Origin of the sequence: Kitasatospora dryopteridis, from assembly GCF_050749075.1 — a bacterium.
GTDB lineage: Bacteria > Actinomycetota > Actinomycetes > Streptomycetales > Streptomycetaceae > Kitasatospora.
Genome location: NZ_CP192749.1, coordinates 3,158,168 through 3,179,174 on the forward strand (window position 1 = coordinate 3,158,168; position 21,007 = coordinate 3,179,174).

Annotated in this window: 21 protein-coding genes; 12 read left to right on the plus strand and 9 right to left on the minus strand. The window is 73.7% G+C overall.

The genetic code is table 11. From position 1 onward, the window contains the following. Positions 1–32 precede the first annotated feature (32 nt). A complete protein-coding gene (locus ACQ614_RS14240) occupies positions 33–413 on the minus strand; it encodes a DoxX family protein (RefSeq protein ID WP_431678940.1) in 381 nt (126 codons plus the stop codon). Positions 414–689: 276 nt separating this feature from the next. Between ACQ614_RS14240 and mmpB the strand changes: the two genes are divergently transcribed. Together mmpB and ACQ614_RS14250 are read left to right on the plus strand one after the other, a co-directional pair. Beyond that, positions 690–815, plus strand: coding sequence for a morphogenic membrane protein MmpB (mmpB, locus tag ACQ614_RS14245; RefSeq protein ID WP_363499889.1), 126 nt, complete (start codon positions 690–692; stop codon positions 813–815). A 43-nt stretch (positions 816–858) separates the two neighbouring features. Next, positions 859–1,458: a nucleoside triphosphate pyrophosphatase gene (locus tag ACQ614_RS14250; RefSeq protein WP_431678942.1), complete on the plus strand. Its 600-nt coding sequence runs from the start codon at positions 859–861 to the stop codon at positions 1,456–1,458. A 32-nt stretch (positions 1,459–1,490) separates the two neighbouring features. Here ACQ614_RS14250 and ACQ614_RS14255 read toward each other — a convergent pair whose 3' ends face one another. Beyond that, complete coding sequence (locus ACQ614_RS14255) at positions 1,491–2,246, minus strand: alpha/beta hydrolase family protein (protein ID WP_431678943.1); 756 nt, start codon at positions 2,244–2,246, stop codon at positions 1,491–1,493. A gap of 242 nt (positions 2,247–2,488) precedes the next feature. Between ACQ614_RS14255 and ACQ614_RS14260 the strand changes: the two genes are divergently transcribed. Continuing rightward, complete coding sequence (locus ACQ614_RS14260) at positions 2,489–3,229, plus strand: hypothetical protein (RefSeq protein ID WP_431678945.1); 741 nt, start codon at positions 2,489–2,491, stop codon at positions 3,227–3,229. A gap of 224 nt (positions 3,230–3,453) precedes the next feature. Next, positions 3,454–5,226: an acetyl/propionyl/methylcrotonyl-CoA carboxylase subunit alpha gene (locus ACQ614_RS14265; RefSeq protein WP_431678946.1), complete on the plus strand. Its 1,773-nt coding sequence runs from the start codon at positions 3,454–3,456 to the stop codon at positions 5,224–5,226. Positions 5,227–5,297: 71 nt separating this feature from the next. On the opposite strand, the gene ACQ614_RS14270 is transcribed toward ACQ614_RS14265, so the two are convergent. Together ACQ614_RS14270 and ACQ614_RS14275 are read right to left on the minus strand one after the other, a co-directional pair. After that, a complete protein-coding gene (locus ACQ614_RS14270; protein ID WP_431683924.1) occupies positions 5,298–6,221 on the minus strand; it encodes a DeoR/GlpR family DNA-binding transcription regulator in 924 nt (307 codons plus the stop codon). A 222-nt stretch (positions 6,222–6,443) separates the two neighbouring features. Continuing rightward, complete coding sequence (locus ACQ614_RS14275) at positions 6,444–7,898, minus strand: NAD(P)H-quinone dehydrogenase (protein ID WP_431678947.1); 1,455 nt, start codon at positions 7,896–7,898, stop codon at positions 6,444–6,446. 122 nt (positions 7,899–8,020) lie between these two features. On the opposite strand from ACQ614_RS14275, the gene ACQ614_RS14280 reads away from it, so the two are divergent. From ACQ614_RS14280 to ACQ614_RS14290, 3 genes are all read left to right on the plus strand, one after another. Then, positions 8,021–8,458 (plus strand): gamma-glutamylcyclotransferase, encoded by a 438-nt coding sequence (locus tag ACQ614_RS14280; protein ID WP_363499875.1) that lies wholly within the window; start codon positions 8,021–8,023, stop codon positions 8,456–8,458. Positions 8,459–8,633: 175 nt separating this feature from the next. Continuing rightward, the gene (locus ACQ614_RS14285) at positions 8,634–9,455 is read left to right on the plus strand and encodes a purine-nucleoside phosphorylase (RefSeq protein ID WP_363499873.1); all 822 of its coding nucleotides are present in this window, start codon (positions 8,634–8,636) and stop codon (positions 9,453–9,455) included. A 98-nt stretch (positions 9,456–9,553) separates the two neighbouring features. Then, the gene (locus tag ACQ614_RS14290) at positions 9,554–11,257 is read left to right on the plus strand and encodes a phospho-sugar mutase (protein WP_431678949.1); all 1,704 of its coding nucleotides are present in this window, start codon (positions 9,554–9,556) and stop codon (positions 11,255–11,257) included. Positions 11,258–11,398: 141 nt separating this feature from the next. Here the strand turns inward: ACQ614_RS14290 and ACQ614_RS14295 are convergent, their stop codons facing one another. From ACQ614_RS14295 to ACQ614_RS14310, 4 genes are all read right to left on the minus strand, one after another. Then, entirely contained in the window at positions 11,399–12,043 is a 645-nt protein-coding gene (locus ACQ614_RS14295; protein WP_431678951.1) for a PH domain-containing protein, read from the minus strand. 103 nt (positions 12,044–12,146) lie between these two features. After that, complete coding sequence (locus ACQ614_RS14300) at positions 12,147–12,884, minus strand: ABC transporter permease (RefSeq protein WP_363491798.1); 738 nt, start codon at positions 12,882–12,884, stop codon at positions 12,147–12,149. Further along, positions 12,881–13,645: an ABC transporter ATP-binding protein gene (locus ACQ614_RS14305; protein ID WP_431678952.1), complete on the minus strand. Its 765-nt coding sequence runs from the start codon at positions 13,643–13,645 to the stop codon at positions 12,881–12,883. The genes ACQ614_RS14300 and ACQ614_RS14305 overlap by 4 nt, the downstream gene beginning before the upstream one ends. A gap of 268 nt (positions 13,646–13,913) precedes the next feature. After that, positions 13,914–14,525 carry a TetR family transcriptional regulator gene (locus ACQ614_RS14310; RefSeq protein WP_431678953.1) on the minus strand — a complete coding sequence of 204 codons (612 nt, stop codon included), beginning with the start codon at positions 14,523–14,525 and terminating at the stop codon, positions 13,914–13,916. Between the two features lie 171 nt (positions 14,526–14,696). On the opposite strand from ACQ614_RS14310, the gene deoC reads away from it, so the two are divergent. From deoC to ACQ614_RS14330, 4 genes are all read left to right on the plus strand, one after another. Further along, complete coding sequence (deoC, locus tag ACQ614_RS14315; RefSeq protein WP_431683925.1) at positions 14,697–15,683, plus strand: deoxyribose-phosphate aldolase; 987 nt, start codon at positions 14,697–14,699, stop codon at positions 15,681–15,683. Between the two features lie 5 nt (positions 15,684–15,688). Next, on the plus strand, positions 15,689–17,176 hold the full coding sequence (locus tag ACQ614_RS14320) for an aldehyde dehydrogenase family protein (RefSeq protein WP_431678955.1): 1,488 nt from the start codon (positions 15,689–15,691) through the stop codon (positions 17,174–17,176). Continuing rightward, positions 17,169–18,071 (plus strand): aldehyde dehydrogenase family protein, encoded by a 903-nt coding sequence (locus ACQ614_RS14325; RefSeq protein WP_431678957.1) that lies wholly within the window; start codon positions 17,169–17,171, stop codon positions 18,069–18,071. The genes ACQ614_RS14320 and ACQ614_RS14325 overlap by 8 nt, the downstream gene beginning before the upstream one ends. Before the next feature lie 176 nt (positions 18,072–18,247). Further along, complete coding sequence (locus ACQ614_RS14330) at positions 18,248–18,889, plus strand: ATP-binding protein (protein ID WP_431678959.1); 642 nt, start codon at positions 18,248–18,250, stop codon at positions 18,887–18,889. A gap of 187 nt (positions 18,890–19,076) precedes the next feature. Here the strand turns inward: ACQ614_RS14330 and ACQ614_RS14335 are convergent, their stop codons facing one another. Further along, a complete protein-coding gene (locus tag ACQ614_RS14335) occupies positions 19,077–20,024 on the minus strand; it encodes a SigE family RNA polymerase sigma factor (protein WP_431678961.1) in 948 nt (315 codons plus the stop codon). A 268-nt stretch (positions 20,025–20,292) separates the two neighbouring features. Here ACQ614_RS14335 and ACQ614_RS14340 point away from each other — a divergent pair, with 268 nt between their 5' ends. Beyond that, positions 20,293–20,973, plus strand: coding sequence for a response regulator transcription factor (locus tag ACQ614_RS14340; RefSeq protein ID WP_363491809.1), 681 nt, complete (start codon positions 20,293–20,295; stop codon positions 20,971–20,973). Positions 20,974–21,007 lie beyond the last annotated feature (34 nt).

The window sequence follows — 21,007 nt, forward strand, 5'->3', positions numbered from 1 at the left end:
TGCGGCAGGACCGGTCGGGCCGGTCGGGCCGGTCAGCCCGTGGCGGCCGGTCGGCGGCCCAGCAGGCCGTCCAGGGCCACCGCGCCGGGGCCGAGCACCGCGATCAGCAGGAACACCCAGGCGAACAGGGCGGCCGGCTCGCCGCCGTTCTGCATCGGCCAGAGCGCGTGCTCCTGGTGCACGGAGAAGTAGGCGTACGCCATCGAGCCGGAGCAGACGACGGCCGCCGCGCGGGTCGCGAGGCCCAGCAGCACCAGGGCGCCGCCGACGAGCTGGATGACCGCGGCGTACCAGCCGGGCCAGGACCACGCCTCCACCGTGGCGCCGCCCCGGCCGCTGGCCGGGACGCCGAACAGCGAGGCGGCGCCGTGGGCCGTGAACAGCAGGCCTGCGACGACGCGGAACAGGGCCACCGCATACGGGCGGAGGGCCTCTAATCTGACGGACGAACGGGGCACGGTACGTCTCCTCGGCTGGAACCTGCGGAAAACCGGGCACCGGTGGGCGCCCGGGGAGTCCCTGACCTGGTGACGCCGCCGCACCCTCCGCCCGCACGGATCATGGACGCGACAAGACGTCCGCACCATTGCAGGGCCGGCCGGCCCGCCCGTCAAGGGTGCCGGACGGGGCAGGAGGGTTTGAGTACGCGTACTCAGGCGCCCGCGGAGCCCTCGGCGCAGGCTGGTGAGGTGCTCTGGTCAGACCCCCGCGACGAGCCCTCCCCCGAAGCGAGGAGGGCGCAGCGGATGCTGCGCCGCGCCGGCCCGCTGCTGGCGGTCCTCGCCTTCGTCGCAGCCGTCCTGCTGGTCCGGTGAGAGGGTCACCCGGGTGCCGACGGCACCCCCTAGGCTGGGCGGCATGACCGAACGCCGCACCCTCGTTCTCGCCTCCGCGTCCCCGGCCCGGCTCGGGCTGCTCCGCCAGGCCGGCCTCGACCCGCAGGTCAGGGTCAGCGGCGTCGACGAGGACGCGCTCACCGCCGCCACCCCCGCCGAGCTCGCCCTGGTGCTCGCCGAGGCCAAGGCCAAGACGGTCGCCGCCGGCCTCACCGGCGGCGAGCTGGTGATCGGCTGCGACTCGGTGCTGGAGCTGGACGGGCTGGCGCTCGGCAAGCCCGCGGACGCGGCCGAGGCGCTGGAGCGCTGGCGCTCGATGCGCGGCCGCGAGGGCGTGCTCCGCACCGGCCACTGCGTGGTCGACACGGTGACCGGCCGGCAGTCCTCGGCGACCGCCTCGACCACCGTGCGCTTCGGCACCCCCGACGACGAGGAGGTCGCCGCGTACATCGCCTCCGGCGAGCCGCTGCACGTCGCCGGGGCGTTCACGCTGGACGGCCGGTCGGCCCCGTTCGTGGAGGGCATCGACGGCGACCCGGGCAATGTGATCGGCCTGTCGCTGCCGCTGCTGCGGCGCCTGCTCGCCGACCTGGACGTGCGGATCACCGACCTCTGGGTCTGAGCGGCCTCCGGTCCGGGGCCCGCACGCCCGGCTCAGCCCTGCGGCGGCGCCGCCCGGGCCAGGAAGGCCAGCACGTCGGGCAGGGCGCCGTCGGAGAGCAGCGGGGCGCCGTGGTTGCCGCCCGGGTAGAGCTTGAGCTGCTTGTCGGCGGCGGCCGCCGCGGCGTGCAGGCTGCGGGCGTAGTCGGCGAAGGGCTGGTCGTTCTCCTCCGCGGCGAACAGGACGGGGGCGGTCAGCCGCTTGACGGCGTTGCTCGCACTGTCGCCGCCGAAGGACTCCGCCGAGCTGAGCGAGACCACCGCGGCCGCCGGCACCGGCAGGTCGGGCAGCGAGCCGGCGACGATCGAGCCGGTGCCGCCCTTGGAGGCGCCGACCAGGACGAGCCGGGCGATGCCCTTGGCCTTGAGGTGGGCGGCCACCTGCTCGATGTTGTCGGAGACGTTCCCGTTGGCGGTGTAGGGCAGCACCGCGTACCCGGCCCTGGTGAAGGCGTCCAGGTAGGGGATCCAGTCGCAGAGGGTGCCGCCGTTCTGGTGCGAGAGGACCACGGCGGTCTTCGCGCCGCCCGCCTCCGAGTCGCGGAACCAGGCCTGCACGGGGGCCAGTCCGTCGATCGTGACGGAACCCTCGGCGGCCTGCTCCTCGGTGAGGCAGCCGTACCTCTCCGGGCTGCTCGCGGCCGCGGGTCCGGGTCTGCCGCCGTCCGGCCCGCTGCCCGATCCGCAGCCCGCCAGCACCGCGACAGCGGCCAGCACAGCCGCCAGCCGCACCCCCGTGGTGGTCCGCATGACAACAACTCCCCCGGTCCGGGGGCGGCCGGCGGCCGCCCGACGCGGCGCCACGCTAGGGGGCGCCCTCCGGGCCGTCAATGGTCCATACCAATAACGGAAGAAGCGGAACGCAAGACTCCGCCCGGTGCCCTGCGGAATCGGACAGAACCGGGGGCGAACTACTGTCGCGGCGGGCCAGCCCGGCCCCGTACCGTCCCCCGATAGGCTGACGCAGCCGTCGGCCGGAAGGAGCGGGGGAGATGACCGACAGCGTCCTCAACGTGGTGCTCGGACTGGTGGCCTCGGCCATCAGCGCGGGCATCGGCTGGATCGCCCAGACCGTGCGCCGCCGGCGCAGGCTGGAGCGCACCCAGCGGTTCTTCGGCATGCCGGAGGGCACCGAGTGCCTCCTGGTGGTCAATCGGGACGCCGGGGCGCGGGCCTCCACGGCCGTCGCACGCAACGACGTGTACGCGCTGATGGAACTCGCCGCCCTGGTGCGCGAGTGCGGGGCGCGGGCCGAGATCGTGGCGCACGACCAGGTGCGCCAGGGGCTCGGCGCCAAGGCGGAGTTCTGCCTCGGCGGGCCGTCCAGCAACAACCGGACGGCCGCCCACCTGGCGTCCTGGCTGCCCGGGGTGACCGCCGCCGCGGGGGACACCGATCTGACGATCACGGTGGGCGACCAGGAGTTCCCGCTCACCCGGCCGGTCCAGGAGGGCGTGCCGGTGTACGCCCTGCTGGCCAGGGTGCACGCCGGAGCGGGAGACCGGCCGGTCTTCCTGATATCCGGTCAGACCTCCACGTCCAACCACGCGGCGGTCCGCTACCTGGCGGCCAACCACCGCGCGCTGGCGCGTCGGCACGGCACGGACAGCACGTTCGTCGTGGTGCTGAAGGTGGTCAACCCCGGGGCGTACGGGCCGGACGTGGTCGAGCTCGCCGCCGAGGTCACCGCCAAGGCGACCACCAAGCGGGAGGCCGCCACGGCGGCGGCCTGACCGCCGTGTGGCGAAGGCCACGGCCGCGCGGACGCTCCTCCGGGGCGCCGCGCGCCGCGGCCGACCGCGGCGCGTAGCGTCTCTACCAGCGGGGTCTGCCGCTGCGTGGTCGCGTGATCACGAATTCGGGTGACGCTCCGTGTGGGCTAGCTCACCACCAGGGACTACTCGCCGGTAGTGCCCTTAGATCCCTAGACTCAACGAGGTTCAAGAAGGGAGCCACAGTGCGCAAGGTGCTCATCGCCAACCGCGGAGAGATCGCTGTCCGCGTCGCCCGGGCGTGTCGGGACGCCGGTATTGCCAGCGTCGCCGTCTACGCCGAGCCGGATCGGGACGCGCTGCACGTCCGCGCGGCCGACGAGGCCTACGCGCTCGGCGGCGACACCCCCGCGACCAGCTACCTGGACATCGCCAAGGTGCTGAAGGCGGCCGCCGACTCCGGTGCGGACGCCGTCCACCCCGGCTACGGCTTCCTCTCGGAGAACGCCGACTTCGCCCAGGCCGTCATCGGCGCCGGGCTGATCTGGATCGGCCCGCCGCCGCAGGCCATCCGCGACCTCGGTGACAAGGTCACCGCCCGCCACGTCGCCCAGCGCGCCGGCGCGCCGCTGGTCGCCGGCACCCCGGAGCCGGTCTCCGGCTCCGACGAGGTCGTCGCCTTCGCCACCGAGCACGGCCTGCCGGTCGCCATCAAGGCGGCGTACGGCGGCGGCGGCCGCGGCCTGAAGGTCGCCCGCACGCTCGAGGAGATCCCCGAGCTGTACGAGTCCGCCGTCCGCGAGGCGGTCGCCGCCTTCGGCCGCGGCGAGTGCTTCGTCGAGCAGTACCTGGACAAGCCGCGGCACGTCGAGACCCAGTGCCTCGCCGACCAGCACGGCAACGTGGTCGTCGTCTCCACCCGCGACTGCTCGCTGCAGCGCCGCCACCAGAAGCTGGTCGAGGAGGCCCCCGCGCCGTTCCTGACCGACGAGCAGAACGCGGAGCTGTACCGCGCGTCCAAGGCCATCCTCCGCGAGGCGGGCTACGTGGGCGCCGGCACCTGCGAGTTCCTGGTCTCCCAGGACGGCCTGATCTCCTTCCTGGAGGTCAACACCCGCCTGCAGGTCGAGCACCCGGTCTCCGAGGAGGTCACCGGCATCGACCTGGTCCGCGAGATGTTCCGGATCGCCGACGGCGAGGAGCTCGGCTACGACGACCCGGAGATCCGCGGCCACTCGCTGGAGTTCCGCATCAACGGTGAGGACCCGGGCCGCAACTTCCTGCCCGCCCCCGGCACCGTGACGCTGTTCTCCCCGCCGTCCGGTCCGGGCGTGCGCCTGGACGCCGGCGTCGAGACCGGCTCGGTCATCGGCCCCGCCTGGGACTCGCTGCTCGCCAAGCTGATCGTCACCGGCGCCACCCGGCAGCAGGCCCTGCAGCGTGCCGCCCGCGCGCTGGAGGAGTTCAAGGTCGAGGGCATGGCGACCGCCATCCCGTTCCACCGCGCGGTGGTGACCGACCCGGCGTTCGCGCCCGAGGTGCACGGCAGCGACGAGCCGTTCAAGGTCTACACCCGCTGGATCGAGACCGAGTTCCAGAACACCATCCCGGCCTTCACCGGCGCCGGCGGCGACGGTGACGAGGCCGAGGGCCGCGAGACCGTCGTGGTCGAGGTCGGCGGCAAGCGGATCGAGGTCTCGCTGCCCTCCTCGCTGGGCGTCGCCAGCGCCCCGGCGGCCACCGGCACCAAGGTCGCCAAGCGCCGGGTCGGCGCGAAGAAGGCGGGCTCCGCGGTCAGCGGCGACACCCTCGCCTCCCCGATGCAGGGCACCATCGTCAAGGTCGCCGTCGAGGAGGGCCAGGTCGTCGCGGAGGGCGAGCTGATCGTCGTCCTCGAGGCCATGAAGATGGAGCAGCCGCTCAACGCCCACAAGTCCGGCACCATCGTCGGTCTGAAGGCCGAGGTCGGCGCGAGCGTCAGCAGCGGCGCGGCGCTCTGCGAGATCAAGGACAACTGACCCGCCCCGGCGGGACAGCCCGGACGGCCGGTCCGCACCCCTCGGGGTGTGCGGGCCGGCCGTCCGCCGTTTCAGGGGCGGCCGGTGGCCATCGGACGGGCGATCAGGCCGGCGTGCACGGCGGGGCGGCGCTGGCCGGGCAGCGGTGCCCCGGGCGGGGCCGAGCGGCGCGGGACGGCCCCCGGCGGCGGCTGGTGCCCCGCCATCGGGTGGGCCGGACCGCTGTGCACCGGCGGCTCCGCGGGCGTGCCGAGCGGGGCCAGCGAGATCTGCACCCCGCAGTCGGCGAGCGCGTCCAGCTCCCGGGCGGTCGGGTCCTGGGCGGCGGACTGCTCGTCGGTGACCAGCCGGGTGATGGCGTCCGTCGGCACCGTCTGGAACATGGTGTCGGCGCCGAGCTTGGTGTGGTCGGCGAGGACGATCACCTCGGCGGCGGCCTGCACCAGTGCGCGGTCCACGCTCGCGGACAGCATGTTGGTGGTGGACAGGCCGCGCTCGGCGGTCAGGCCGCTGCCCGAGACGAAGGCCTTGGCCACCCGCAGGCCGGCCAGCGACTGCTCGGCGCCACTGCCCACCAGGGCGTAGTTGGAGCCGCGCAGGGTGCCGCCGGTCATCACCACCTCGACCCGGTTGGCGTGCGCCAGCGCCTGGGCCACCAGCAGCGAGTTGGTGACCACGGTGAGGCCCGGCACCCGGGCGAGCCGGCGGGCCAGCTCCTGGGTGGTGGTGCCGGCGCCCACGACCACGGCGTCGCCCTCCTCGACCAGGCCGGCGGCCAGGTCGGCGATGGCGCTCTTCTCGGCCGCGGCGAGGTGGGTCTTCTGCGGGTAGCCGGGCTCCCGGCTGAAGCCTCCGGGAAGCACCGCACCGCCGTGGCGGCGGTCGAGCAGCCCTTCGGCCTCCAGGGCCCGGACGTCCCGGCGGACGGTGACTTCGGAGGTCTGGACGACGCGGGCCAACTCCCGGAGCGAGACCGCTCCGTTGGCGCGCACCATTTCGAGGATCAACTGGCGACGTTCTGCAGCAAACACGGAACCGACGGTAACCCGAATGACCGTCTGCTTTCAGGCGTTTGCAGCTGGTAACCGGAAACGCTCACGTGCGAGCGGCGCGCGACCGTACAATTCGCGCCGCGGGACGCGCGGCACGCGCTCGGCCGCACGGGTGGACGAGAAGGGGCGGCCGCCGCGGCGACCGCCCCAACTGTGCTCAGCGGGTCAGGAGTCCGAGCTCTCGCGCTTGCGGATGTGCAGCTGGCGGGCGGCCTCCGCGGTGGAGCCGGAGAGCGAGGGGTACACGGTGAACGCGCCGGCCACCTGTTCGACCGTCAGGTTGTTGTCCACGGCGAGCGAAATCGAATGGATGAGTTCGCTGGCGCGCGGCGCGACCACGACGCCGCCGACCACGATGCCGGTGCCGGGGCGACAGAACAGCTTCACGAAGCCGTCCCTGATGCCCTGCATCTTGGCCCGCGGGTTGCCGCGCAGCGGCAGCTTGACCTCGACGGCGTCCATCTTGCCGCCGGCCACGTCGGCGGCCGTGTAGCCGACGGTGGCGATCTCCGGGTCGGTGAAGACGTTGGAGGCGACGGTCTTCAGGTTGAGCGGCTGCACCGCGTCGCCGAGCGCGTGGTACATGGCGATCCGGCCCTGCATCGCGGCGACCGAGGCGAGCATGAAGACGCCGGTGCAGTCGCCGGCCGCGTAGACGCCGGGGGCGGTGGTGCGGGAGACCCGGTCGACCTTGATCTGGCCCCAGTCGTTGAGGGTGACCCCGGCCTCCTCCAGGCCCATGTTCGCGGTGTTGGGGATCGAGCCGACCGCCATCAGGCAGTGGGTGCCCTCGATCACGGTGCCGTCGGAGAGGGTGACCTCGACCTTGTCGCCGATCCGCTTGGCGCTCTCGGCGCGCGAACGGCTCATCACGTTCATGCCGCGGCGGCGGAAGACGTCCTCCAGCACCTCGGCGGCGTCCGGGTCCTCGCCCGGCAGGACGCGGTCGCGGCTGGACACCAGGGTGACGTTGGAGCCCAGCGCCTGGTACGCGCCGGCGAACTCGGCGCCGGTGACGCCGGAGCCGACCACGATCAGCTCGCGCGGCAGCTCGTCCAGGTCGTAGACCTGCGTCCAGGTCAGGATGCGCTCGCCGTCCGGCTGGGCGTCCGGGAGCTCGCGGGGGTGCACGCCGGTGGCGATGAGCACCGCGTCGGCGCGCAGCGTCTCGCTGGTGCCGTCCTCGCGGTCGACGACGACCTCGCGGGAGCCGTCCACCGCCTGGCCGCCGGCACCGAGGCGGCCCTTGCCGCGCAGCACGGTGACGCCGGCCCGGGTGACGGCCTGGGTGATGTCGTGGGACTGGGCGATCGCGAGGCGCTTCACACGGCGGTTGACCTTGCCGAGGTCGACGCCGACCACCCGGGCGGACTTGGCCAGCGGCGGGGTGTCGTCGGCGACGATGATGCCGAGCTCCTCGTAGGAGCTGTCGAAGGTCGTCATCACCTCGGCGGTGGCGATCAGCGTCTTGGACGGCACGCAGTCCGTCAGCACCGCCGATCCTCCCAGACCGTCGCGGTCGACGACGGTCACCTCCGCGCCGAGCTGGGCTGCCACCAGGGCCGCCTCGTATCCGCCGGGTCCGCCACCGATGATCACGATCCGAGTCACGAGGACCATTCTCCCGCATGCCGGAACCAAAGCCACGCCGGGGGCGTTGCCATGTGCTCACCCCGCCCGGGGGCCGCGGTGAGCGCTCCCCGTCCCCGTCCCGGGCAGCGCTCTCCCGTAGGCTGGCGCCCATGTCGCTCTACGCCGCGTACGCCACGAACCTCGACGCCCGGCAGATGACCCGGCGTGCTCCGCACTCCCCGCTGCGCGGCACGGGCTGGCTGGACGGCTGGCGGCTGACCTTCGGCGGCGAGCACCTCGGCTGGGAGGGTTCGCTGGCCACGGTGGTGGAGGACGAGAAGGACCAGGTGTTCGTCTCGCTGTACGACGTCTCGCCGGTGGACGAGGAGGGCCTCGACCGCTGGGAGGGCGTCCAGCTCGGGATCTACCGCAAGATCAGGCTGCGGGCGCACACCCTGGAGGGCGACATCCCGGTGTGGACGTACGTGCTCAACGACTACGAGGGCGGGCTGCCCGCCGCCCGCTACCTCGGGCTGATCGCGGACGCGGCGGAGAGCGCCGGCGCCCCCGACGACTACGTGCGGGACCTGCGCCGCCGCCCCTGCTGAACCGCCGCGGGCGCGCGCCGCGGCACCCGGCGCACCGGCCGGCTCGTGCGATCCGCCGAACGGCGGGCCCGACGACCGGCGATTCCCGGTCTTTACGGACGATTCGGGTAACGATCCGGCGCGTCTTGGCGGGTTGGTCTACGCGCGTAGGCGAATCTTGTCTATCCTCGGCAGTGTGAACGCATCTCCTCAGTCGGTCGTCTCCGCCGACCCCTACGCCGCCGCCCGGGCCGCCGCCGACCGCCTCCGCGAGCTGACCGGCGCCGAGCGCCACGACGTCGCCCTCGTCATGGGCTCCGGCTGGGTGCCGGCCGCCGACGCGCTCGGCGAGACCGTGGCCGAGTTCGCCGTCACCGAGCTCCCGGGCTTCCCCGCCCCCGCCGTCGCCGGGCACGCCGGCCGCATCCGCTCCGTGAAGATCGGCGAGAAGCGCGCCCTGATCTTCCTCGGCCGCAACCACTACTACGAGGGCCACGGCGTGGCCACCGTGGTGCACGGCGTGCGCACCGCCGCCGCCGCCGGCTGCGGGATCATCGTCCTCACCAACGGCTGCGGCGGCCTGCGCCAGGGCTGGACCCCGGGCCAGCCGGTCCTGATCAGCGACCACATCAACCTCACCGCCGACTCGCCGATCGTCGGCGCCAACTTCGTCGACCTCACCGACCTGTACTCCAAGCGCCTGCGCGCCCTGTGCCGCGAGGTCGACCCGACCCTCGACGAGGCCGTCTACGTGCAGTTCCGCGGCCCGCACTACGAGACCCCGGCCGAGGTCAACATGGCCCGGGTGATCGGCGGCGAGCTCGTCGGCATGTCCACCACCCTGGAGGCCATCGCCGCCCGCGAGGCCGGCTCCGAGGTGCTCGGCATCTCGCTGGTCACCAACCTGGCCGCCGGCATGACCGGCGAGCCGCTCAACCACGAAGAGGTGCTGGAGGCCGGCAAGGCCAGCGCCGAGCGGATGGGCGAACTGCTGGCGAAGGTCCTTGAGCGGATCTGAGCACGTCCTGACGCAGAATCAGTAGACCGGCGGCGGCCCGGCACCACGCGGTGCCGGGCCGCCGCCGACCGGCCCACACCCCGTTTGGAGCTCGCAGCATGGCGCAGGCACAAACCACCGACCTCCTCGCCCGGGCCCGCACCTGGCTCGCGGAGGACCCAGACCCGCAGACCCGCGCGGAGCTCACCGAGCTGCTCGCCGCCGCCGAGGGCCCCGACGCCGAGTCCGAGGAACGCATCGCCTGGTCCCGGCTGGCCGAGCGCTTCGCCGGCCGCCTGCAGTTCGGCACCGCCGGCCTGCGCGGCGAGCTCGGTGCCGGCCCGATGCGGATGAACCGGGCCGTCGTCATCCGCGCCGCCGCCGGCCTCGCCGCCTACGTGCGCAAGAACCCGCAGCTCGGCGACCTCGTGGTGATCGGCTACGACGCCCGGCACAAGTCGTGGGACTTCGCCAGGGACACCGCCGCCGCGGTGGTCGGCGCCGGCCTGCGCGCCGCCCTGCTGCCGCGGCCGCTGCCCACCCCGGTGCTCGCCTTCGCGATCCGCCACCTCGGCGCCGCGGCCGGCGTCACCGTCACCGCCAGCCACAACCCGCCGCAGGACAACGGCTACAAGGTCTACCTCGGCGACGGCTCGCAGATCGTCCCGCCGGCCGACGCCGACATCGCCGCCGAGATCGACGCGATCGGCGCCCTCGCCGACGTCCCGCTCGCCGAGGGCGGCTGGGAGGTGCTCGGCGACGACGTCGTCGAGGCCTACCTGAACCGCGCCGTCACCGTGCTCGACCCGGCCGGCCCGCGCGACCTGGACGTCGTCTACACCCCGCTGCACGGCGTGGGCCGCGACGTGCTGCTCGCCGCCTTCAAGCAGGCCGGCTTCCCCGCGCCCACCGTGGTCGCCGAGCAGGCCGAGCCCGACCCCGACTTCCCGACCGTGGCCTTCCCCAACCCGGAGGAGCCCGGCGCGATGGACCTCGCCTTCCGGACGGCCGCCTCGGTCGGCCCGGACATCGTCATCGCCAACGACCCGGACGCCGACCGCTGCGCGGTGGCCGTCCCGGTCGAGGGCAACGGCGGCTGGCGGATGCTGCGCGGCGACGACGTCGGCGCCCTGCTCGGCTCGGCCCTGGTCGCCAAGCGGGTCGGCGGCACCTTCGCCACCACCATCGTCTCCTCCACCCTGCTCGGCCGGATCGCCGCCGCCGCGGGCCTCGGCTACGCCGAGACGCTCACCGGCTTCAAGTGGATCTCCCGCGCCGAGGAGCTGCGCTACGGCTACGAGGAGGCGCTCGGCTACTGCGTCGACCCGGCCGGCGTGCGCGACAAGGACGGCATCACCGCCGCCCTGCTGGTCGCCGAACTCGCCGCCACCCTCAAGCAGTCCGGCCGTACGCTCGCCGACCTGCTCGACGACCTGGCGCTGGAGCACGGCCTGCACGCCACCGACCAGCTCTCCGTCCGGGTCGAGGACCTGGCGCTGATCGCCGACGCCATGCACCGGCTCCGCGAGCGGCCGCCCGTGGAGCTGGCCGGGCTCCGGGTGGAGCGCGCCGACGACCTCACGGCCGGCTCCGCCGACCTGCCCGCCACCGACGGTCTGCGCTACTACCTGGCCGGCGAGGGCGTCCGCTCGGCCCGCATCGTCGTCCGACCCTCCGGCACCGAGCCCAAGCTCAAGTGCTACCTGGAGGTCGTCCTGCCGGTCGCCGGCGCCACCGGGCTGGCCGCCGCGCGCGAGCGGGCCGCCGTCCTGCTCGCGGGCATCAAGCGCGACCTCGCGGCTGCCGCAGGCATCGACGCCTGACGGCCGGCGCCTCCCGGCCGGCACCCCGCTTCGCCGGCCGGGAGGCGCCCTCGACAGCACCGGGGCTCGCCGACCAGTGGTCGGCGGGCCCCTTCGTTCACTGCGGCGTCCGTACTGCGCTGCCCGTACGGCGGCCGGCCGTCAGCCGGCGACGATCAGGGTGACCAGGGCGATCAGCCCGAACACGGTCGGGGCGATCACCCACCAGCACCAGCTGACGGACACCTCGCCCTTCGCCTCGGGCTTGCCGGCGCACCGCTCGGCCATCTCCTGCAGGTTGCCGACCACCTGGTCGGACCAGGCCCGGGTGGGGTCGTTCTCGCCGGGCCGGAGCGTGGGCTGCGGGGTGCCGTCCTTGGCGACCCGCGCCGCACGCCGGGTGGCGGCCTTGCGCTGGCGGATCGACACCGGCACCGCCCACACCTGGTACTTGTGGCCTCCGGCGAACAGCTCGACGGAGTAGCCGGAGCGCAGCCCCTCCACCTCCGACCACGGCGCGTTGACGGTGCGCAGCGGGTTGCGGACCAGCAGGCGGCGCTCGTTGGCGTACACCGCGGGCCGCAGGGTGTAGGCGATCACCGGGAAGACGAAGACCGGCGCGGCCGCCAGCGCCACCCAGGGGGTGCGGCCGGTGCCGGAGATCACGGCGTCGCCGATCAGCCAGGCGGCCACGGCGAGCAGCAGGACGCCGGAGATGATGCCGGGGCCGGAGCGGTAGACGCGGTCGGCGTACTGCTCCTCGGGTGCGGCCGGGCCGGGGTGCGGCGTGCCGTCGGAATCGGTCATGGGGACGATTCTGCCGCATGGGAACCACCGGCCCCAGGGACCCGGGGCCGGTGGTTCGTGCGGGTCACGGTGCGCGGGCCGGGCGGGCCGGCCGGCGCGGCCGTCAGGGGGTGCGGCGGCGCAGGGTCGCCGCACCGAGGCCGAGGGCGAGCAGGGCGCAGCCGGCGATGACCGCCAGGTCGCGGACGACCTCGCCGCCGACGCCGGAGTGCACGGTCAGCCTGCTCATGGCGTCGACCGCGTAGGAGAGCGGCATGACGTCGGAGGCCCAGCGCAGCACGTCGGCCATCTGCTCGCGCGGCACGAACAGGCCGCAGAGCAGGAACTGCGGCAGCAGGACGGCGGGCAGGAACTGCACGGCCTGGAACTCGGTCGCGGCGAAGGCCGAGACGAACAGGCCGAGGGCCATGCCGAGCAGGCCGTCGCCGACCGCGACGGCGAACAGCAACCAGGTGGGGCCGGCGACGTCCAGGCCGAGCAGGCCGATGGTGAGCGCGGAGGCGAGGGCGGCCTGGACGAGGGCGACGAGCCCGAACGCGAGGGCGTAGCCGAGCAGCAGGTCGAGCTTGCCGAGCGGCATGGTGAGCAGCCGCTCCAGGGTGCCGGTGGTGCGTTCGCGCAGCATGGCGACCGAGGTGACCAGGAACATCACCAGCAGCGGGAAGATCCCGAGCAGGGCGGCGCCGATCCGGTCGAAGGCCTGCGGCTGCCCGTCGTACATGTAGCGGAGCAGGGTCAGCAGGACGCACGGGACGACCAGCAGCATGGCGACGGTGCGCGGGTCGTGGCGCAGCTGGGCGAGGACGCGGCGGGCGGTGGCGAGGGTGCGCTGGGTGCTCATCGGCCGCCCTCCAGGGCATCGGCGGTGTCGGCGGGGGCGCCCTCGACGAGGCGGAGGAAGGCGGTGTCGATGTCGGCGGCGCCGGTGGCGTCGAGCAGCGCGGCCGGGGTGTCGTGGGCGAGCAGCCCGCCGTCGCGCATCAGCAGCAGGCGGTCGCAGCGGGTGGCCTCGTCCATGACGTGGCTGGAGACCAGCAGGGTGGCGCCGTCCTCGGCGAGGGAGCGGAAGAGCTTCCAGAGGTCCTGGCGGAGCACCGGGTCGAGGCCGACGGTCGGCTCGTCCAGGACGAGGAGTTCGGGGGTGCCGAGCAGGGCGGCGGCGAGCGAGACGCGGGCGCGCTGGCCGCCGGAGAGCCGGCCGGCGGGGTCGTGCTCGTGGCCGGTCAGGCCGACCTGGTGGATCACCCGGGCGGGGTCGCTCTTCGGTGCGCCGAGGACGGCGGCGAAGTAGGCGAGGTTCTCGGTGACGGTGAGGTCGGCGTAGACGGAGGGCGCCTGGGTGACGTAGCCGACCCGGTGGCGCAGGTCGGCGTGGCCCGCGGGGCGGCCGAGCACCTCGACCTCGCCGCCGGCGGTGCGCTGCACGCCGACGATCGAGCGGAGCAGGGTGGTCTTGCCGCAGCCGCTGGGGCCGAGCAGGCCGGTGACCGAGCCGCGCGGGATCTCCAGGTCGAGGCCGTGCAGCACGGGGCGGCCGCCGCGGACCACGGTGAGCCCGGTGGTCCGGATCGCGGGGCCGGGCCCCGCCACTGAATTCATCATGCGATGAGTTTTGCGTGCCGCAGGCAGCCCGTCAAGACACCTGGAGACGGGCCGCGGACGCGGGGGCGCCACCCAGGGGCGCGTGGGCACCTCCCGGGCCGAAGGCCGAGGAGAACTGCGCAATCGGGACTGGTCACACATCGGCTCCGGGCCACGCCGGGACCCGGACGGTGGTCCGCATCCGGATTGCACGGTTCCCCGTGCCCCTGATCGGCCCGCCCCCGCCCCTGATGCCTGCCCGGACGCCGTCGACGGACCCGCTCCGGCGTCAGGGCTCGACGAGGTAGCCCTGGACGGCGCGGGCGAGCAGCGGCAGCACCTCCTCGGGGGCGGCCGAGGCCAGCGGTTCGACGGCGATCACGTACCGGGCCATGGCCAGCCCGAGGATCTGCGACATCACCAGCTCGACCCGGAGTTCGGGCTGCGGCACGTCGAGGTCGGCGGCGAGCCGGGAGACCACCTCGGTCACCATGAAGCCGCGCATCAGCCCGGCGACCTCCTCGGAGGCGGCGGCCGTCCGCAGGACGGCCAGCAGCCTGTCCCGGACGGTCGGCTGGTCCCACAGGGCGAGGACGAAGCGGGCGACCCGCTCGCCGACCGCCGCCCGGTCGCCGGCCAGCACCTGGTCGACCACCATGCGCGGGTCGATCGGGAACTCCAGGGCTGCCAGGAACAGCTTGTCCTTGCTGCCGAAGTAGTGGTGCAGCAGCGCGGCGTCCACTCCGGCGGCCCGGGCGATTGCCCGCATGCTGGCCTTCTGGTAGCCGCGGGCGGCGAACTCGGCCCGCGCGGCCTCCAGGACCGTGCGCCGGGTGTCGGCCCCGCCGGGGCGTCGGCCGGTCTTCTTGCGGGGCGCGGGCTGTTCGGCTGCGGAAGTCACCCTGGCATTCTTCCCGGCCGCCCGCGCCGCGCTCGAACACGCCGCCGCACCGGGCGCAAGCGCCGCCGCCGCGCCGGGGAGGCACCCATGACCGGCCACATCTCGGTCCGGCATCGAAACCCGGGTCCCCTAGCGGATCGCTACGCGCGTAGATATGCTGGTCTGGTGACTATGTCCACTCTTGCAGCCCACGCCCCTGGCGCTGCGGCCAGCGGCCTCGCGGACGTCGCGGCGTCCGAGGCCTCGCTCCGCCGCTTCCTGCACGGCCTGCCCGGCGTCGACCAGGTCGGCCTGGAGGCTCGCGCCGCCACCCTCGGCACCCGCTCGATCAAGACCACGGCGAAGGCGTACGCCATCGACCTGGCGATCTCGATGATCGACCTGACCACGCTGGAAGGCGCGGACACGGTCGGCAAGGTGCGCTCGCTGTGCACCAAGGGCCGGAACCCCGACCCGTCCGACCCGACGACCCCGCGGGTCGCGGCGATCTGCGTCTATCCGGACATGGTCGCCACCGCCAAGGAGGCGCTGCGCGGCACCGACATCCAGGTCGCCTCGGTCGCCACCGCCTTCCCGGCCGGCCGCGCTGCCCTGCCGGTGAAGCTCGCCGACACCGCGGACGCGGTCGCCGCCGGCGCTGACGAGATCGACATGGTGATCGACCGCGGCGCCTTCCTGTCCGGGCGCTACCTGGACGTCTTCAACGAGATCACCGCGGTCAAGGAGGCCTGCCGCCGCCCCGACGGCACCTCCGCCCACCTGAAGGTGATCTTCGAGACGGGCGAGCTGCAGACGTACGACAACGTGCGCCGCGCCTCCTGGCTGGCGATGCTGGCCGGCGCGGACTTCATCAAGACGTCCACCGGCAAGGTCGCGGTGAACGCCACTCCCCCGGTGACCCTGCTGATGCTGGAGGCCGTCCGCGACTTCCGCGCTGCGACCGGTGTGCAGATCGGTGTGAAGCCGGCCGGCGGCATCAAGACCACCAAGGACGCCATGAAGTACCTGGTGATGGTCAACGAGACCCTCGGCGACGACTGGCTGAGCCCGCACTGGTTCCGCTTCGGCGCCTCCAGCCTGCTCAACGACCTGCTGATGCAGCGCCAGAAGCTGACCACCGGACGGTACTCCGGCCCTGACTACGTGACGGTGGACTGAGACAGATGGCCAAGAACACCAAGAAGACCGACGAGCCCGTGGCGCAGGCCCCCCGCGGCGGCCTCTTCGAGTACGCGCCCGCGCCGGAGTCCCCGGCCGCGGCCGGCGACATCGCGACCTCGTACGGCCACTTCATCGGCGGCGAGTTCGTCGACTCCTCCGGCAGCGAGGCCCTGAAGACCGTCAACCCGGCCACCGAGCAGGTGCTGGCGGAGTTCGCGCAGGGCACCGGGGAGGACGTCGACCGCGCGGTCGCCGCCGCCCGCAAGGCCTTCGCCGACTGGTCGGCACTGCCCGGCAGCGAGCGCGCCAAGTACCTGTTCCGGATCGCCCGGATCGTCCAGGAGCGCTCCCGCGAGCTGGCGGTGCTGGAGTCGATCGACAACGGCAAGCCGATCCGCGAGACCCGCGACTTCGACGTGCCGATGGTCGCCGCGTGGTTCTTCTACTACGCGGGCTGGGCGGACAAGCTGGACTACGCGGGCTACGGCCCCAACCCGAAGCCGGTCGGCGTCGCCGCCCAGGTCATCCCGTGGAACTTCCCGCTGATGATGCTGGCGTGGAAGATCGCCCCGGCGCTGGCCACCGGCAACACGGTCGTCCTCAAGCCGGCCGAGACCACCCCGCTGACCGCGCTGCGCTTCGCCGAGATCTGCCGCCAGGCCGGTCTGCCGAAGGGCGTCGTCAACATCGTCACCGGCGACGGCCGCACCGGCGCCGCGCTGACCGCCCACCCGGACGTGGACAAGGTCGCCTTCACCGGCTCCACCCCGGTCGGCCGCTCGATCGCCCGGCAGCTGGCAGGCAGCCGCACCAGGCTGTCGCTGGAGCTCGGCGGCAAGGCCGCGAACATCGTCTTCGACGACGCGCCGATCGACCAGGCCGTCGAGGGCATCGTCAACGGCATCTTCTTCAACCAGGGCCACGTCTGCTGCGCGGGCTCCCGGCTGCTCGTCCAGGAGTCGGTGCAGGACGAGTTCCTGGAGGCGCTCAAGCGCCGGATGTCGACCCTGCGGGTCGGCGACCCACTGGACAAGAACACCGACATCGGTGCCATCAACTCCTCGGCGCAGCTGGCCCGGATCACCGAGCTGACCGACTCCGGCGAGGCCGAGGGCGCCGAGCGCTGGTCGCCCTCCTGCGACCTGCCGGGCACCGGCTACTGGTTCCGCCCGACCCTGTTCACCGGCGTCAGCCAGGCCCACCGGATCGCCCGCGAGGAGATCTTCGGCCCGGTGCTGTCGGTGCTGACCTTCCGCACCCCCGCCGAGGCGGTCGAGAAGGCCAACAACACCCCGTACGGCCTCTCCGCCGGCATCTGGACGGAGAAGGGCTCGCGCATCCTGTGGACGGCGAGCCGGCTCAAGGCCGGTGTGGTCTGGGCCAACACCTTCAACAAGTTCGACCCGGCCTCGCCGTTCGGCGGCTACAAGGAGTCGGGTTACGGCCGCGAGGGTGGCCGGCACGGTCTGGAGGCCTACCTCGATGTCTGATGTGGCACTGCGTCTTGACGTCCTCAAGACCTACAAGCTGTACGTCGGCGGGAAGTTCCCGCGGTCCGAGAGCGGACGGGTGTACGAGGTGACCGACTCCAAGGGCCAGTGGCTCGCCAACGCCCCGCTCGGCACCCGCAAGGACACCCGGGACGCCGTCGTGGCAGCGCGCGCCGCGGTCAAGGGCTGGTCCGGCACCACCGCGTACAACCGCGGCCAGGTGCTGTACCGGGTCGCCGAGATGCTGCAGGGCCGCCGCGAGCAGTTCACCGCCGAGGTGGCCACCGCGGAGGGCCTGGGCGCCAAGAAGGCCGCCGCGCTGGTGGACGCCGCGATCGACCGCTGGGTCTGGTACGCGGGCTGGACGGACAAGGTCGCCCAGGTCGCCGGCAACGCCAACCCGGTCGCCGGGCCGTACTTCAACCTGTCGACGCCCGAACCGACCGGTGTGGTCGGCGTGCTGGCCCCGCAGGCCGGCCACGGCTTCTCCTTCCTCGGCCTGGTGTCGGTGATCGCCCCGGTGATCGCCACCGGCAACACCGTGGTGGTCGCCGCCGCCACCGACGCGCCGCTGCCGGCGCTGTCGCTCGGCGAGGTGCTGGCCACCTCCGACCTGCCCGGCGGCGTGGTCAACGTGCTGTCCGGCCGCACGGCCGACATCGCCCCGACGCTGGCGTCCCACCAGGACGTCAACGGCATCGACCTGACCGGCGCGATCCAGCCGGACGGGCCGGGCGCGGCCGCCGCCCTGGAGGCGGCCGCCGCGGAGACCCTCAAGCGCGTCCTGCGGCCGGCCGCCGACCCGGCCGCCGCGGACTGGACGGAGGCGCCGGGCACCAAGCGGCTGACCTCCTTCCTGGAGACCAAGACGGTCTGGCACCCGATGGGCATCTGACCACCGGGCCGCGACGAAGAGCGGGGCCCGCACCCTCCCGACCGGGGGTGCGGGTCCCGCTCTTCGTCGTGCGGGGAGCGGCTGTTCCCGTCCCGGGCCCGGCGGGCGTGTGAGATTGGCCCGGGGACGTCCGACCGGTACCGGCGGGCGCCCCCGATGCGTCAGACTGGTGTCCCGTGAGTGACTCCCCGCTGAACCCGGCGCCGACCCTGCGCGCCCGCGTCGTCCTGCTGTCGGGCCCCTCGGGATCGGGGAAGTCCTCGCTCGCCGAGCGCGCAGGCCTCCCGGTGCTCCAGCTCGACGACTTCTACAAGGACGGCGACGACCCGACGCTGCCGCAGCTGCCCGACGGCGGGACGGACTGGGACTCCCCGCTGTCCTGGCACGCCGACCAGGCGATGGCGGCGATCCGCGCCCTGGCCGAGGACGGCCGGGCCGACGTCCCGGTGTACTCGATCCCGGCCAACGGCCGCACCGGCTCCCGCCCGCTCTCCCTGGACGGCACGCCCGCGTTCGTCGCCGAGGGCATCTTCGCCGCCGAACTCGTCGGCCGCTGCGAGGCCGAGGGGCTGCTCGGCGCGGCGATCTGCCTGCGCAACCGAGCCACCACGACCGCCTGGCGGCGCTTCCGCCGGGACGTCCGCGAGGGGCGCAAGTCGGTGCCGTACCTGCTGCGCCGCGGCTGGCGGCTGATGCGGGCCGAGCGCGGCATCGTGGCCCGCCAGGTCGGGCTCGGCGCCCACGCCTGCGCGGGGCCGGAGGCCGAGCGGCGGATCACCGCGCTGGCCGCCCGCAGCCCCGAGCCCGCCAACGCCTGACCCGTCCCGACCGGCCGCCCCGGGCGGCGGCTCCCGGACGACGCACAGAAGCCCGGTGCCTCTCCCCGGCACCGGGCTCCTGCATGTCAGGGTCGGCGGACGTTCCCCCGTCGGCCGGCCACTCCCCCGAGTAGGCCTGCCGCGAATCCGCGAACCCTTCACCCGTCCCCCGACGGGAGTCCTGTTGTCAGGCGACCAGCTCGCCGAAGGCGTGCACGGTGTCGCCGGTGCGGTTGAGCTGCTCGTCGTCGCGCAGCCGGCGCAGGGCGCGCCAGATGCTGCTCTTGACGGTGCCGACGCTGATGCCGAGGATGTCGGCGATCTCCGGGTCGGTGCGGCCCTCGTAGTAGCGGAGCACCAGCATGGTCCGCTGGTTCTCCGGCAGCTTGGCCAGCGCCTGCCACAGCACGGTGCGCAGCTCGGTGCCGCCCATCGCGTCGGTGTCGCCGGCCGTCTCCGGCAGCTCCTCGGTCGGGTACTCGTTGACCTTGCGGCGCCGCCAGGCGGAGATGTGCAGATTGGTCATGGTGCGGCGGAGGTAGCCCCCGACCGCGGCCTTGTCGGTGATCCGGTCCCAGGCGCGGTAGGTGCTGAAGAGCGCGCTCTGCAGCAGGTCCTCGGCCTCGTAGCGGTCACCGGTGAGGTGGTACGCGGTGGCGTACAGGGAGGCGCGGCGCTCGCGCACGTACGCGGTGAACTCCGCAATGCGGTCCGCCGCCTCGGCCGAGCGCTCCCCCTGCGCGCCTCCCTGCCGACCGTCCTCGGCACCCGCCGCTGCGGGCGTGAGCCGCAGCAGCGTGGTGCCTGCGGCCTGGCGGGCGTCCGGCTCCCCCGAGCCGGCGCCGCGCAGGCCTTCCCCCATCGGGATGCCCCGGCCCTGGCCGCCGACCGGGAGAACTCCCCGGAGCGTCAGGGTCGAGCTGCTGTCGGCCGCACTCCCCTTGCGGCCGATCCCGTACAGCTCCCCCACGTGCCCGCCGCCACTGGGGCGGTGGGCGCCGGTGCGGTGTGCGCACCCCCGTACGATCACGGCACCGGACGTCTCGTCGGTCCGCACCTCGTACCTGGTCCGCGGGTTCGCGGTCGAACGCGCTGCGCGGACGGCCGCGTTGCGGGTCAGAAGCGTTGCGTTCATCGTGCGCCCCCATGGTCGGTACGTGCGGTTCCCCGTCGCCGTTCCCTCCGGTTTCACCCGGTCGTTCCCGGCGACAAGGAAAATCCTGCCCGCCCGTCGTCATGGCGGTGTCCGCCGACTGTCACAGGGCTGTCACAGCCTCCGGCGGTTCCGGCCGCAGCTGTGCCACACCCCGCCGGACGACAGAATCGGGGCCTCCGGTTCCCGCGACCGTTCAGCAACCACCCGGGTGGGTGATCTGCAGCCCCGGGTGGGCCAGAATGAGGCCGTGCCTTTCCTGCTTCTGATCGAGGACGACGACGCCATCCGGACCGGTCTCGAACTCGCCCTCACCCGCCAGGGCCACCGTGTGGCCGCCGCGTCCTCCGGCGAGGACGGACTGAAGCTGTTCAAGGAGCAGCGTCCGGATCTGATCGTGCTGGACGTCATGCTGCCCGGCATCGACGGTTTCGAGGTGTGCCGCCGCATCCGCCGGACCGACCAGTTGCCGATCATCCTGCTCACCGCGCGCTCCGACGACATCGACGTGGTGGTGGGCCTGGAGTCCGGCGCCGACGACTACGTGGTCAAGCCGGTGCAGCCGCGCGTGCTGGACGCCCGCATCCGGGCCGTGCTGCGCCGCGGCGAACGGGAGAGCTCCGACTCCTCGACCTACGGCAGCCTGGTCATCGACCGCTCGGCGATGACCGTGACCAAGGACGGGATGGATCTCCAACTCACCCCGACCGAGCTGCGGTTGCTGCTGGAGCTGAGCCGCCGGCCGGGCCAGGCGCTGTCCCGGCAGCAGCTGCTGCGGCTGGTGTGGGAGCACGACTACCTGGGCGACTCCCGGCTGGTGGACGCCTGTGTGCAGCGGCTGCGGGCCAAGGTCGAGGACGTGCCGTCCGCGCCGACGCTGATCCGCACCGTGCGCGGGGTCGGCTACCGGCTCGACCCGCCCTCCCAGTGACCGACCGACCGGCCGCCTGTTTCTCCCGTTCCCG